The organism is Akkermansia sp. RCC_12PD, from assembly GCF_036417355.1.
Classification (GTDB): domain Bacteria; phylum Verrucomicrobiota; class Verrucomicrobiia; order Verrucomicrobiales; family Akkermansiaceae; genus Akkermansia.
Window position 1 is genome coordinate 2,603,368 of the sequence record NZ_CP143889.1, and the last position, 14,371, is coordinate 2,617,738.

Annotated in this window: 14 protein-coding genes; 6 read left to right on the forward strand and 8 right to left on the reverse strand. The window is 59.3% G+C overall.

The annotated features are described in order from the left end of the window. Positions 1-120 precede the first annotated feature (120 nt). From V3C20_RS11005 to V3C20_RS11025, 5 genes are all read left to right on the forward strand, one after another. Positions 121-531: a hypothetical protein gene (locus V3C20_RS11005; RefSeq protein WP_149873801.1), complete on the forward strand. Its 411-nt coding sequence runs from the start codon at positions 121-123 to the stop codon at positions 529-531. Between the two features lie 382 nt (positions 532-913). Beyond that, a complete protein-coding gene (gene hisC, locus V3C20_RS11010; RefSeq protein WP_130084639.1) occupies positions 914-2,005 on the forward strand; it encodes a histidinol-phosphate transaminase in 1,092 nt (363 codons plus the stop codon). Positions 2,006-2,037: 32 nt separating this feature from the next. Further along, complete coding sequence (locus V3C20_RS11015) at positions 2,038-2,682, forward strand: NAD(P)H-dependent oxidoreductase (protein WP_130084638.1); 645 nt, start codon at positions 2,038-2,040, stop codon at positions 2,680-2,682. 236 nt (positions 2,683-2,918) lie between these two features. Further along, the gene (locus V3C20_RS11020) at positions 2,919-5,168 is read left to right on the forward strand and encodes a family 20 glycosylhydrolase (protein ID WP_161981415.1); all 2,250 of its coding nucleotides are present in this window, start codon (positions 2,919-2,921) and stop codon (positions 5,166-5,168) included. A 78-nt stretch (positions 5,169-5,246) separates the two neighbouring features. Further along, a complete protein-coding gene (locus V3C20_RS11025) occupies positions 5,247-5,786 on the forward strand; it encodes a cysteine hydrolase family protein (RefSeq protein WP_130084636.1) in 540 nt (179 codons plus the stop codon). A 213-nt stretch (positions 5,787-5,999) separates the two neighbouring features. Here V3C20_RS11025 and V3C20_RS11030 read toward each other — a convergent pair whose 3' ends face one another. After that, entirely contained in the window at positions 6,000-6,386 is a 387-nt protein-coding gene (locus V3C20_RS11030) for an SH3 domain-containing protein (RefSeq protein ID WP_130084635.1), read from the reverse strand. Between the two features lie 43 nt (positions 6,387-6,429). Next, positions 6,430-7,188, reverse strand: a complete 759-nt coding sequence (locus V3C20_RS11035) for a hypothetical protein (protein WP_130084634.1) — start codon at positions 7,186-7,188, stop codon at positions 6,430-6,432. 174 nt (positions 7,189-7,362) lie between these two features. On the opposite strand from V3C20_RS11035, the gene V3C20_RS11040 reads away from it, so the two are divergent. Next, complete coding sequence (locus V3C20_RS11040) at positions 7,363-7,917, forward strand: DUF4870 domain-containing protein (RefSeq protein ID WP_130084633.1); 555 nt, start codon at positions 7,363-7,365, stop codon at positions 7,915-7,917. Positions 7,918-8,182: 265 nt separating this feature from the next. On the opposite strand, the gene V3C20_RS11045 is transcribed toward V3C20_RS11040, so the two are convergent. From V3C20_RS11045 to V3C20_RS11070, 6 genes are all read right to left on the reverse strand, one after another. Beyond that, complete coding sequence (locus V3C20_RS11045; RefSeq protein ID WP_149874203.1) at positions 8,183-9,097, reverse strand: hypothetical protein; 915 nt, start codon at positions 9,095-9,097, stop codon at positions 8,183-8,185. Positions 9,098-9,272: 175 nt separating this feature from the next. Further along, entirely contained in the window at positions 9,273-9,614 is a 342-nt protein-coding gene (locus V3C20_RS11050; protein ID WP_130084631.1) for a hydrogenase maturation nickel metallochaperone HypA, read from the reverse strand. Next, positions 9,607-10,152 carry a HyaD/HybD family hydrogenase maturation endopeptidase gene (locus V3C20_RS11055; protein WP_161981414.1) on the reverse strand — a complete coding sequence of 182 codons (546 nt, stop codon included), beginning with the start codon at positions 10,150-10,152 and terminating at the stop codon, positions 9,607-9,609. The genes V3C20_RS11050 and V3C20_RS11055 overlap by 8 nt, the downstream gene beginning before the upstream one ends. Before the next feature lie 16 nt (positions 10,153-10,168). Further along, positions 10,169-11,341, reverse strand: a complete 1,173-nt coding sequence (locus tag V3C20_RS11060; RefSeq protein ID WP_130084629.1) for a cytochrome b/b6 domain-containing protein — start codon at positions 11,339-11,341, stop codon at positions 10,169-10,171. Next, positions 11,338-13,095 (reverse strand): nickel-dependent hydrogenase large subunit, encoded by a 1,758-nt coding sequence (locus V3C20_RS11065; protein ID WP_130084628.1) that lies wholly within the window; start codon positions 13,093-13,095, stop codon positions 11,338-11,340. The genes V3C20_RS11060 and V3C20_RS11065 overlap by 4 nt, the downstream gene beginning before the upstream one ends. 23 nt (positions 13,096-13,118) lie before the next feature. Next, entirely contained in the window at positions 13,119-14,339 is a 1,221-nt protein-coding gene (locus tag V3C20_RS11070) for a hydrogenase small subunit (RefSeq protein WP_238623863.1), read from the reverse strand. Positions 14,340-14,371: the final 32 nt, after the last annotated feature.

Consider the following 14,371-nt stretch of genomic DNA (forward strand, 5'->3'; position numbering starts at 1 on the left):
CGCGTGGCTTCGGCATGTGGCGGCTGGGGTCGCTATGGAACAAGCCCTTTTCCCTCATCCAAAATATCCTTTACAGTTTTTTTGGAGCCTATTATGTTGTAAACAATATAGTTAATAGTGATGAATATTGGAATATTCCTTGTGATCTTCCCCCTGGCATGTGTTGCCGAAGAGATGGAAAACCCCGGACTGGGCCAGATCCGGCCGGAGACGGCTGCTTCCCTGAAAACGCTGAGTCAGGAAGTAACGGCGGCGGAGAAACAATCGTTCCAGGTTCCCTCCTTTGATGGAACACGGTATAGCATTCCGGATGCTTCTCCGTATTGGGAGGCGGATTCCAGCACTCTGGTTTCGCGCAGTATGGGGCGCAACGAGGCCAACAGCCCCTGTTATACTGAAACCAGGGAAATGCTGAGCCCTGACGGAATGCTGCTGACCACCGTCCGGATGCGGAAGGTAAGAGACTCAGACCATTTTTTGAAAAAGAAGTTCACCGGGCCGTTTTCCCATATCTTTTTGTGGATTCCCTGACGGATATCGTGGAAAAAAAGGAAGAGCGTCTCTACTTCACTTTTTGGGATGTGGACCTTTCCTCAGGGGATCTGGTCCGGATCTACGTGCGGATCTATTTACTGCATTCCCGTCAATTGGTCTCGGAGGATATCCGGTATTCAAAATCCCGGAAGGGGAAAGATCAATAAATGCCGGGGGCGAGGGGGGCCGCAGCATTTAAGTGTATAACGGCAGGTGGATACTCTTCATAATTGGACGGTATGATTTCCGGCCGGTGCCTCGCTGAAAGGCATCTCACTGCTTTTTACCTGGACGGCATGGCGGCAAATATTTTTAGGGAATTTCCCGGATGGAAATCAGTATTGCCAGAAAAGGGGAATGGCAGTAACATTCCGCCGCTATGAGTATTGAAAGTTTCGCAAACCAGCATGTGCTTGAGCTGGTGGCTTATCAGCCGGGCAAGCCGATCGAGGAAACGGCCCGGGAACTGGGCCTGGACCCCCGTGACATTGTGAAACTGGCCTCCAATGAAAATCCCCTGGGACCGTCCCCCCGGGCGGTGGAGGCCATCTCCCGGGCGGCTGCCGGAGTAAACATTTATCCGGACGGCGCGGCTTTCCGGCTGCGTTCCGCCATTGCGGAATTCTGCGGCGTGGATTTTGGCCAGACGGTGGTGGGCACGGGCAGCAGCGAGGTAATCGAACTCATCTGCCACGCCCTGCTGAACCCGCAGGCCGAGGTGGTGGCCGCCAGGCACGCCTTTTCCATGTACCCCATCATGGCCAGGCTGTTCGGCGCGGCGTACGTGGAAATTCCCAATAAGCCGGACTGGACCCATGACCTGAACGGGTTTCTGAACGCCATTACGGACCGCACGCGCATCGTATTCATCACCAACCCCACCAACCCGGTCGGCACCGTCGTCGGCCAGCGGGAAATCGACGATTTCATGGCGAAGGTGCCGGACCATGTGCTGGTGTGCTTTGACGAGGCGTACCGGGAGTTTTCCGACAACCCGCCGGATACCCTCAAATTCGTGAGGGAAGGGCGCAACGTGATCGTTTTGCGCACCTTTTCCAAGGCTTACGGCCTGGCGGGCCTGCGCGTGGGCTACGGCATTGCCCCGGAACCCGTGGCCAACATGCTGCACAAGGCGCGCGCGCCGTTCAACCTGCACGTTCTGGCGCAGGAAGCGGCCCTGGCCGCCCTGGAGGACCAGGAGCATGTGCGCCGCACGGTGGAAAACAATGCTGCGGGCATGCGCTTCTACGAACAGGCGTTCAGGGACATGGGGCTGGAATGGATTCCCAGCCAGGGGAACTTCATCCTGGTGAAGGTGGGGCAGGGCAAAAAGGTGTTCAACGACATGCTTGCCAAAGGGGTGATCGTCCGCGCGCAGGACGGATACGGCCTGCCGGAGTGGATTCGCATCAGCATCGGCACCCCCGCGGAAAACGCGCGCTGCGTGGAAGTCCTGAAGGAAGTTCTTTAAACAATTTCACCGTTGGATCTGTCATACCTTTTATGATTTCACCGCAACAATACATTGACGGTCTTGAATGGCGCTATGCCTGCAAGAAATTTGATCCCCATGCCCGCATTGAAGAACCCGCCTGGCACGCCCTGGCGGAAAGCCTGCGGCTCAGCCCGTCTTCCCTGGGACTCCAGCTCTGGAAATTCGTGGCCGTCACGAACAGGGAGCTGAAGGAGCGCCTGCGGGAGGTTTCCTGGAACCAGTCCCAGGTGGAGGACTGCTCCCACTATGTGGTGCTGTGCGCCCGGAGGGACGCCACCCAGAAGGACGTGGACCGCTATCTGGCCCAGATCGAATTCACACGCCATCCGTCTGCGGAAAAGCTGGCCGCCTCTGCGGATTTCTACGGCGGCTACGTGAAAGCCCTGACTCCGGAAAAAATGAACACATGGCTGGACTGCCAGGTATATATCGCCGTCGGATTTCTGCTCAGCGCGGCTGCGGCTCTGCGGGTGGACTCCTGCACCATTGGAGGCATGGACCGCCAGAAATACGATGAAATTTTAGGGCTGGACGGGACGCCGTACCGTTCCGTAGTGGGCGTGGCCCTCGGCTACCGCGCCCAGGATGACGCCTACGCCCGCGAAGCGAAGGTGCGCTTCCCCGCCGGAGAGGTGATTGACATACGCGCCTGAACCGGCTCCCCCTTCCGGGACCGGGCTGCCTCAAGGCAGTCCGGTCCTTTTCTTTCCGTAAAATCGGAAAATGCCCCTTCATCCCAGAGCCGTTCGTGCCGGAATGGCAAGAGGGCTTTCGGCCTCTTTTTTATTTCCTTGCAAGAAAGGAACGGATGTTGCGTAATTCTTACAACAAATCGGGCATGCCATTCTTCCCGGAATCACATACGAAAATGAACAAGAACATACTTTTAATGATGGCCGCATTTGCGGCGGGTCCGCTGGCGGGACAGGATGCCCGGCAAATAGCCGACTCCCTCTCCATCCCGGAAATCAAGGCCGGGACCAGGCAACTGCCGATGCCCAGCGCCTCCGGAGCCCAAATCAAGCTCCTGGGGGCCGACTACGAGGAACTCGTCAACAGCAAAGGGAAAATAGCTCCTGTCATTTCGGACACTCCGGTAAACCTCAGCTTCAAAGTGACCAAGGGCGGCAAGGAGGCCATCAGCAAGGATTATGAAATCATCCTGAAAGCCCCGGTAGCCACGCAGGGCAATCCCAAGCCCCGGGTTATCCCGGAAATCCTGCAATGGAAGGGCGGCAAGGGGGAATACAAGCTGGGTTCCTCCATCACTGTTTCCTGCCCAGACAAGGAATTTGCCCGTACTTTTGCCGCCGACCTGGAAGACGTGCTGGGCCGCAAGGTCAAACTCGTCTCTCCCGGAGGGAAGGCGGACATCTCCTTCTCCTTGTTCAAGGAAAGCAACGTCGGGAAGGAAGGGTACAGCCTTGCCGTGAATTCCGGCGGTATCCGCATCGGCGCCCTTACCCCTACGGGCCTCTACTGGGGCACCCGCACCCTGCTCCAGATGCTGCGCCAGAACCCGGAGAGCGTGCCCTGCGGCACGGCCGTGGACTTTCCCCGCTATCCCGTGCGCGGCTTCATGCTGGACATTGCGCGCACGCCCTATCCCCTCAGCTACCTCAAGGACCTGATCCGCACCATGTCCTGGTACAAGCTGAACGATCTTCACCTAGTCATCAACAACAACTACATTTTCCACGAACACTACGTGGACAACGGGCATGACCCGTTCAAGGAATCCTACTCCGCCTTCCGCCTGGAATCCAACGTGAAGGGGAAAGACGGCACGCCCCTCACCGCGAAGGACCTTTCCTACACCAAGAAAGAATTTGCGGATCTGATCAGTTACGCCAAACACCACGGCGTCAACATCGTGCCGGAGTTCGACACCCCCGGCCACGCCCTCTCCTTTACCCGGGTGCGTCCGGATCTTATCTACAAAGGTCCCATGAACCATGAAAAACGCCGCTGCGAAATGCTGGACGCCGGCAACCCGGAGACGATCAACTTCGTGACCAAGGTTTTTGACGAATACCTGCTGAAAGACCCCAAGCTGGGCCGCCCGGTATTTGCCGGCTGCAAGGTGTTCCACGTGGGAGCGGATGAATTCTATGGAGACAAGGAAGACTATCGCCACTTTGCGGACGGTGTGCTCAGCCACGCCCTCAAACGCGGCTATACCCCACGCATCTGGGGCAGCCTCAGCGCCAAGCCCGGCAAGACCCCCGTGGTGAGCAAGGGCGTTCAAATGAACCTCTGGAGCACCGGCTGGATGAAGGCGTGGGAAGCCGTCAACCTTGGCTACGATGTCATCAACACGAATGACGGCGCCCTTTACATCGTGCCCTATGCCAACTACTACCGCATGGACAGGAACCACAAGGGCCTCTATAGCAACTGGATTCCCAACCGCATCGGCAATGAAACGCTTCCTGCCGGGCATCCCCAGCTCCTGGGAGGCACCTTTGCCATCTGGAACGATGAAACGGATATCATGCACACGGGGTATAGTCCGTACGATATTTGGGGAATGCTTTCCGGTTCCATGGATGTCCTCAGCCAGAAGCTGTGGGGCAAGGCCAAGGCGCCCGACACGTTTGAACAGCATCGCGAACTGGTGGCGGCCATCGGCAACGCTCCGCGCACCAACCCCCTTCACAAATGGAAGGACACCCAGCCCTTTTCGGTCACTCCTTCCTCCCTGCCCCAGAAGCTGGACAAGCCTGCCCTGGGACCGAAGTACCGCCTGACCGCGGAACTGGAACTCAACGCCGCTCCGGAAGGGAAGGAACAGGTGCTGCTTTCCGCTCCGGAGGGCGAACTGCTCGCGGTTATGAAGGATGGTACCGTCGGATTCCGTCGTGATGACTCCCTGGAATTCTCCTTCGGCGTCAAACTGCCCGCAGGCAAAAAGGTCAAGGTGGAAATTGTGGGCGAGCCGGAAAAAACCAGCCTGTTCCTGGACGGGCAGCCTGCCGGAACTGCCGTGCTGAAAAGCTTTTCTGACAAATCCAAGGACTTTATTGAAAAATTCAAGAACCGTCCCAAGGTGCACCGTTCCACCTTCATCCTTCCGCTGAAGACCCTGGGTGAATCTTTTCAGGGCAAAGTGTATAACTTCAACGTCCAGCCCTTGTAACACCTCGTGTTCCGTGCGTCCGCGCCTTTTAAAAGGCGTAGCGGACGCACGGAACCTTGGAAAACCAGGTGATACAGGATGAAGGCTCTCCTCATTATTGACGTTCAGAATGACTATTTTCCCGGAGGGAAGTGCGAGCTTTCCGGTCCGGAAAAGGCTCTGGGGAACATCGTCTCCGTTTTACGGCTTTTCAGGAAGGCCGGGCTGCCCGTGATCCATGTTCAACATGTCAACACCCGTCCGGATGCCACCTTCTTCCTGCCGGGGACGGATGGCGTAAACATCCACACCGGATTGACGCCGCTGCCGGGTGAGGATGTGCTCGTCAAGCACGCCCCCAACAGTTTTTACCGGACGGGCCTTGCGGACCTGCTCCGTGCGAAGGCGGTTGACGAATTGGTTGTGTGCGGCATGATGACGCACATGTGCATAGATACCACGGTCCGCGCGGCCTGGGATTATCAAATTCCCGTGACCTTGCTGTACGATGCGTGCGCCACGAAGGACTTGTCCATCATGCGGGAGACGATACCGGCCAAAACCGTGCATAACGCCTACATGGCGGCCCTGGATGGAATATTTGCACGGGTCCTGACTGCCGGGGAAGTGGAAATCTAGCCCCGGAACACCTCCGCGGGGACAGGGAAGGGCCGTCCCGGCAGCACACATGCCGGAATGACCGGGATAAATGTGCAGGCATGTCCCTTCCGGCGCATGGCCCATGTGTTCAGATAATTCCCCGGCGGATTTCCCGCCATCCCGCCGGAGCCGTGCCCCGGCGTTCCGAAAAAACTGATCACGGCAGTTTGCGCATCGGACGCCCGGAAAGGCTTATCGATCCTCCGTATCCTCCCCCATGGGAACGAGGTTTTCAACAGGCACCCATCCTTCTTCCCCGGAAGCGGAATTCCGGCACCATATCCAGCCGTTGAGCACCTGGGAACCGGTCAGGACTTCTCCCTCCTCCGCATCCAATTCCCTGGCGGAATAATCTTCCAGCGCTTCCCCCTCGCTGCCGCCCAGCCATTGGATCACCTGTTTGGGAATCCAGCCCTTGTTCCGGTCTTCCGTCTCGCAGAAATACCAGTCGTTCCAAGCCTTGTTCTCCTCATATTTCTCTCCAATGACAAGTTTTTCCCCCCTGGAAATGATGACGGGGTTCGGAAACTCGCTTTGGTGTCTTTTTATTACCTGATACTTCATGTTCGTGTTATTCATTTGAGTTTCCTTTTCCGGAAAAAACGGACTGCTGGGACATTTTTTACGGCTTCGCTGTTTCGGAATCCGTCTCCTGTTCCCGCATTCCCTTGTACCTCATGGGGCGGTAGCCCCCGCGCTCCAGAATAGCCCGGCTGAAGAAATGTTCCGCGCATTTCCATACCGGCAGGGGGCCGGCTTCACTCCCCAGGAATACCTCCCTGCCGTCTCCGTACCACTCAATGAACATGAGTACGTGCCGCCCCGGTACGATCAGGATGTCGCCCGTTCGCAACTCTTCCCAGCCCAGCGGCGTGCACAGGGAGGGAAGCTCGCGCGTGGACCAGGGCCGGGACAGGCGCCAGCACCGGGAGACGAAGCCGGAACAATCCACCCCGGCGGCAAACCTGCTGACCGCGTCATCTCCCTCCGCCTGCTTTTCCGGGGTGCCCATGTCTCCGGCAGCGGCGGGACGTCCTCCGTTTTCAGGGTCGCGGTTCAGGCGGCTGACGAATTGCCGCGGAGTATCGAACCCGCCCCATTTGTACGGCATTCCCGCGGACCGGGTGCCGGGCTTCCACCAGGCTCCTGCATGGGTGCCGGATGAGGAGGCGTCCGGGGTGTCTATCCTGATACCTTCGGGGTCCGTTCCGTGCCGGATGTTGCGTCGGGTTCCCCTCCAAGCCAGGTCCGTATAGGCACGGCTGGTGCGCAGGGCTTCCACCCTGGTGACCGTGGGCGCGGCAGACGGAATATCCGGTACAGGCGGGGAACAGGAAAAAAGGGTTGCGGAAAAGAGCACGCCTGCGGTACGGACATTCATGGGTAGTCTTTATGGCATCCGGCGGAGCCTTGTCAAGCCCCGGAGCGCATGTCTCTTGCAGCGGTTTAAAATATTGACTTGATAAGCAAAGCTATGAGAAAGTGCCAATAGTAGCGGCGTGAGGGAAATTCCCTGCATCCGCCGTAGCGATTTAATCCCGTATCAGAAACCATTATGGAAGAAACCAATCAGTCATCCGAACCTGAAACTCCCCAGGAAACCGTGGTTCCTGCTCCTGTTCCACCCCCCACTCCCGCTCCCACCCCTGTTCCGCCGCCATCTCCTGGACCGGTTCCTCCTCCTTCCGCGGCTTCAGTTCCGCCTCCCCATCCCGAGCCGCCTCCATCCCCCGAGCCGGCCGCTTCACCGCAGTCCAACAGTGACAATTTTGCGCTCGTTACGGCTATTTCTCCTCTGCTTTCCCTGTTCACCGGAGCCGTTCCTGGATTGAACATCATTGCTCCGCTCATCTGCTGGCTGATCTGGAAGCAGGACTACCCCCTGGTGAACCAGGTGGGCAAGAACGTTGTCAATGCCCAGATTTCCTGGGGAATCTACCTGTTTGCGTCCTGGGCGGTCTTCGGAATTCTGACCTTGATCTTCATTGGTTTCCTGTTCATTTGGATCATTCCCTTGGTGTGGATCATCCTGTCCATCATATACACGATCAAGATCGCCAACAGGGAATACACGTATCAGATGCCTTTCACGATCACCTTCATCAAGTAATCTCCGGATTGCCTGTGAATATTCAACAGGGGCCGGCCTGCGGTGCAAGCGGGGCGGCCTCTTTTTTGAATCATGTCTTCCTGCCGGATGGGGGGATGCCCCCTAAAATTTGCTGTTGCCCGCGGACTGTTTTCTGGCCGTGGCCCTCCAGGAGGGCCATAAGTGCCATCGGGGCCGGAAACTCCCGCTTGCAGGGAAACCGGCCATAAGAGGGAAGGCCGGTCCGCCGCGGGATGGGGCGGCAATCATTCCTGAACGCCTGTGTTCAGATGGGGATTTCCCGGTCGCTGCCGCCGTACATGAAAGTATGCAACAGGCGTGTGACCTGGTTCTGATCGGAATGAAGCTGGGCAGCAGGGCGCAGGGCGGCGTAGGTCAGGCTGTCATGCCCGGTAAATTCCCTCATGTGGAATCCCTGGAAATTGGTCATGGGCTCGCTGTCGTGGTACAGCTTGCCCCTTCTGAGCAATTCGTCAAAGACGTGTTCCGCCTCACGCGTGCGGGTCAGCGCCTTTTCCGGATGCGGCACGCGGATGACCAGGGCCCCTCCATCCCCACGGAAATTGATGCCTTCCCCGGCCATGACATCTGCGGAAGGCTGGCTGGTGGTGCTGCCGAGCAGCAGCACCCCGTTGTCCACCAAATGGATACGGTCGCAATGGGCCTGTTCCTTCACGTGAAGCACGCCTCCGTAAATGTGGGTGGAAACGCTGCCCGTCAGTTTTTTGATGCGCGCCAGACCGTGCCTGATGACGAACTCCGAGCCGTCGCAGGGCAGGTCTATGGCTGAGGCAAAAAGCCAGCCGTCCGTCATCGTGATACGTCCTTCATGCTCCCTGGCTCCCTGGATGCGCCCCTGTCCCATCAGAACGCGGCCTCCGTTGATCTCCAGGCTTCCGTTGGCCTTGTCCCCCAGAAACATGGTCATGTGGTCCGGCAGGTTGCCGATGAGCGTCAGGGCGCCTCCGTTGCGGACGACCAGGTGGGCGGTTCCGTGGCCGTGGTCCGGCTGATTGGGGCCGCCCACGTAAACGGGGGCGTTGATGATGTAAAGGCTGCCTCCGGCATCAATGGTCAGGGAGTCCTGAACATCCGTCTGCCCCTGGACCACGTCATTGGTGATGGTGACCGGGCACATGTAGGAAACGCGGTTCATGGATGACGCTGAAAGCGGCATCATTCCCGTTAGGATGAATGGGTTGATATTGCTCATGATATTGGTTCTACAGCTGGGTTGGCATTTGCGGCGTAATGAAAGTACGCCAATATGTTTGACCGTCCGGAAGTGAAAAATGTTCGGGTAAATTTTCTGATTTTTTCCGGGTGGGAGCGGAACGGAGAAAGGAGGATTGGGGTCATTCCCATTCCACGCGGGTAAGCTCCAGCTCCCGTCCCCGGAGGATGGCCAGGGCGGGTTCCCCGCAGCCGGGGCAGATGTAGCCGTGGTCCGTGAAGAGGAAATCCTCTTGGCAGTCGTCGCAGCGGCAGAGGGCCTCCACCCAGGTGATCTCCAGGGCGGCATTCCCTGCCGCGTAGGCGTCTCTCAGGGCCAGAAAGGCGGATTGCAGGGCGTCCGGCACCACGCCGCTCAGGCTGCCGATGGTCATGTGCACGCGCACCAGCCGGGAGCCGCCGTTTTCTTCCATGAGGCGGCGCGCCATGTCCAGCGCCCCTTCCATGATGCCTACTTCATGCATGGGCGTTTTCCCGGTCCGCGCAGTCCTCTACCGCCCGGGCAATGAGATTTTCAATCAGTTCCAGGGCCTGCGGCATGGCCGCCCGTACCTCTGCGGACATGGGCTGGCAGAAATCCGTGTGCGCGGCCTCCACCCCCACCAGCGTGATGGCGCGCGGCAGGGTGCCGCAGAGCTGGGCGGCGCCCAGCACCTCCTTCATGCCTATCTGGTGCGGGGAAATGACGCAGGAGAAATGGCGGGGGAGCTCCTCCTTGCTGCGCGTGACGAGCGTGCCCGGTGCGGCTCCCGTCTTCACGGCGTCCACCAGGATGACCGTGTCCGCGTCTTCCAGCAGGGGCAGCAGCGTCATGCCCAGTGTGCCTCCCTCCTCCACCTGCACCAGCGGGCCGTAATCCCGCTCCTGGAGCCGTTTCGCCAGTTCCACGCCCACTCCGTCGTCCCCCATGAGCGGGTTGCCCACGCACAGCACGAGCACGGGGTAGGCATTTCCCTTTACGGGGCAGCCACGCCGATCCTCCGTATATTCTTCAGCTTTCATGAATATTGATCCGGTATTATTCATCCCTGAACTTCACTCCCTTGCGTAGCCAGCGGCCGCCGCTGAACATGGAGGAGATGGTGCCGTCCCGGTCCACGTTTCCGGAAAGAATGGAAAGATACACGTGGATCATGGCAAAGATGATGAAGCACCACATGCCGATCAGGTGGATCAGGCGCACGTACGGGACCCCGATCAGGTCGTTCAGCGGCATGAACCAGTGGTAAAACCAGTGGCGCGGCTCGTACAGCGCGTACAGTGCCAGCCCGGTAACGATCATGGTGGTGAACAGGACGTATACGCCCGTATACGTCCACTGCTGGAGGGGGTTGTGGCCTATGTAGCGCGGACCGTCGTAGCTCCGCGCAAAAACGTAGTCCACCGCCGTGGTGTACAGGTCCTTCCACTGTTGTCTGGAGACGGGGAACAGCGCCCGGAAGCTCTGGTACTTGTTGGAGGCCATGAAAAAGCAGGAAAAGCGGAGCATCATCACCACCACCAGCGTCCAGCCCAGGGCGTAATGGACGAAGCGGAGCGTGCCGAACTGGAAGGCTCCGTGCAGGTCCCCCATTTTCAGGAACCAGCCTTCCGCGATGCAGATGCCCGTAACGGCCAGGCCGATGATGCAGAACACCCATGTCCAGTGCAGCACCCGCAGCGGCCAGTCCCAGACGTGGAAGTAGCGGAAATTGGCCTTGGCCTTGGAAAGATGGCGCACGTCCCGCATGGCGTGCATGGGCACCACGCCCAGCAGGCGCCACGGGGCACCGGAGCGATGCACGGCAATCCCCACGGGCTGGAAGCCGGACGGATCATAGGCTTCAAAAGCCTTGTTCATGCGTTCCTTTTCCAGATTGCTGACCTCGCACAGTTTTTCCAGGGCGTTCAGGTTGCCGCGGGCCACCATGAAGGGGACGGCGTCTTCCTTGTCCGCGGCTTTCAGGATGGCGGTGCTGTAATGGCGTTCTCCGGACGGGGCCTCCCAGGAATCCGCCTGCTGGGCGTAATTCAGCTGGATGCCGCGTTCCCGTGCCGCGTGCAGCAGGGCCAGGTCCCCCGGGTCCGTGCTCCCGTTGGGGGAGGCGCACACGGCCAGCGCCAGGATTTCTTCCGGAGAGTAAACGGTACTGGCCGGAATGGCATCCTCCACCACCAAGGTGAGGTCTTCATTGATGAGGGTCGTTTTCACGGGTCCTGTCTGGTCAGAATGGCCTCTCCCTCTTCGTCAAACAGATGGACGGCGCAGGATTGGCACGGATCATAGCTGTGAATGGTGCGCAGGGCCTCCACGGGGCGGGACGGGTCCACCAGCGGATGCGTTCCGGTATGGGCCAGGGAATACTCGTACGGCCCCATCTGGCCTTCCGCGTCCCGTCCGGAACTGTTCCAGGTGCTGGGAACCACGGCCTGGTAATTCACCGTCTGGCCGTTTTCAATCCTTACCCAGTGGCTGAGGCTGCCGCGGGGGGCTTCCACCCAGCCCACCCCCTTGCAGGAGGAGGGCCATGTCTCGGGCTCCCATTTCTCCGGGTTGAAGGTGGCGGTTTCCCCGTTCTTGATGCGGTTTGTCATTTCCTGGAGCTGATTCACCATCATATCCACATTGATCATGGCGTCCAGGGCGCGGCCGTACACGCGGCCCAGCGTGGAATTCATGAAAGCGTTGTCGCGCGGCAATCCCAGCTTGTCGCAGGCGGCGTCCACCCGTTCCACGATGGCGGGAACGCCCTGGGCGTAGCCGATCATCATGCGGGCGTTCGGTCCCACGGCCATGGCGTGGCCGTCGTAGCGCGGAGCTTTCACCCAAGTGTACTGGGGGCGGTCGGAAAGCCATTTATAGGGCGGCCTGGGACCGTTGTAATCCGCGTCCGTCTGGCCGTCGTACGGGGCCAGTCCCGCATCCCGCCCTTCCGTGTACTTGTACCACGCGCTGGTGACGAATTCCTTGATCTTGTCCTGGTCAAAGGGAAGGACGTTCTTGTAATCCCCGTTCAGCAGGACGCCCGGCTTGATCATGCCTTTTCCGGCAGGGGCACCGGTATTGATTTCAGACGGGTCTCCGGTGCAGAACAGGTTGGGGTTGGACGCGCCGATGTGGGCGTAATCCTTGTAAAAACCGGCAATGGCCACGATGTCCGGGTAGTATACCTTGTGGATGAAATCGTGGCAGGTATCTACGAGCTGTTTCAGGTAGCTCAGAGAAAACTGGTTGATGGCCTGGTCGTTGTTCATGTTGATGGCGCAGGCCATGCCGCCCACCAGGAAATTGGGGTGCGGGTTCTTGCCGCCCAGGATGGTGTGGATCTTGATCATGTCCCGCTGCCAGACGAGGGCCTGGAGGTAATGCGCCACGCCCAGCAGGTTCACCGCCGGCGGCAGCTTGTAGGCGGGGTGGCCCCAGTACCCGTTCGTAAAAATGGAATACTGTCCGTGGGCGATGGAATCCTTCAGTTTCTTCTGCACTCCGGCAAAGTACGTAGCGGAGGAAAGGGGCCAGTCGGAAAGGGACTTGGCAATGGCGGCGGTTTCATTCGGGTTCGCCTTCAGGGCGGAAACCACGTCCACCCAGTCCATGGCCTGAAGCTGGTAGAAATGAATTACGTGGTCCTGAATGCCCAGAGCGCCGCTGACCAGGTCCCGCATAAGTTTGGCCTGGATGGGCACGGGGTATTGCAGGGCGTCTTCCACCGCGGCCAGGGCGGCAATGGCGTGGGTGCCCGTACAGACGCCGCAGATGCGTTCCACAAAGGCCCACACGTCCCGCGGATCGCGCTTGCAGGCGATCACTTCAATGCCGCGGTACTGCGTGGTGGACGTCCAGGCGTTTTTGATCACGCCGTCCCCGGCCTCCATCTCCACCCGCAGGTGGCCTTCAATGCGTGTCACGGGGTCGATGACCACGCGGCTGGATTCCGGAACGGCCGCTGATGTATAATTGCTCATGGTAATCTGGTGTAAAAGGCTTCTTATTCTTCAGTTTCCTTGTCGGGGGAGCCGGGCTCGTCCCCAAAGGCGGGCAGGGAGACGTTCGCCTCCTCCTTCATGTGCTGCTGCCGGTAATGAATGGCGGACCCCACCGCATGGGCGGCGATGGCCGTGCCCGCCGCGGCCACGCCCACGGCGCCGATCACGTTGGCGGAGGCTTCCACGCCGAAGCCGTTCACGTTGGGCAGCGTTTTGTAGAAGGGAGTCATGCGGTCAAAGAAATACAGCTCCGTGCATCCGATGCACGGGTGGCCGGACTGGATGGGGAAGCTAACGCCGCCGTTCCATTTGACGATGGGGCAGGGGGAGAAGGTGTCCGGCCCCTTGCAGCCCACCTTATACAGGCAGAAGCATTCCCGCGCGTTCTCATCGTCAAACACGTTGACGAACTGGCCGGCGTCAAAGTGAGCCCGGCGCGGGCAGTTGTTGTGGATGCGCGTGCCGTACGCCATCAGGGGGCGCGTTTCCAGGTCGCACTCCGGTGCGCGGTCAAAGGTGAGGATGTACATGATCACGGCCGTGATCACGTCCCCGATGGGAGGGCAGCCCGGTACGTTGATGACCGTGCGGTCTGTCAGGATGTCCCGGATGCCTACAGCCCCGGTAGGGTTGGGTCGGGCGGCCTGGATGGAGCCGAAGTAGGCGCAGGATCCCACGGCCAGGATGTAGGAGGCGTTTTCCGCGCAATGGCGCAGCATGTTCTCCACCGTATCTCCGGCCACGGTGCAGTACACCCCGCCGTCGTTGACCGGGACGGACCCGTTGATGACAAGGATGTGGGGTTCCTTGATCGCCTCTTCCAGGGCCTGGTTGGCGGCCTCCCCGGAGGGGGCCATGAGCAGTTCCACATACGGCATGGACACGGCGGAAAGCACCATGTCCCCGATCTCCTCATTATAGCTGCGGATGGTGCTTTCCAGGCACCCGGTGCATTCCTGAAGCTGGAGCCAGATGACCACGGGCCGTTTGAGATTCGCCATCTTGTCCGCAATTTCCTGGGCGTTGGAGACACCCCCCGTCACGGTGGCGACGCCCATCAGGGCAATCATTTTCAGGCACCATTTGTTGAATTCGCGTCGGCTGACGCCGCGGCGCTCCATATGTTCCCCCAGGGTTTCCCCGGGGCGCCATGTGGTTAAAATCTCATGGTTCAGGGAGGCCTGCTCCGCCTCCTTCAGGGAAGATAGCTCAGTGCGCTTCATGTGCGTGGTCCGGGTAAATATGTTTCCATTTA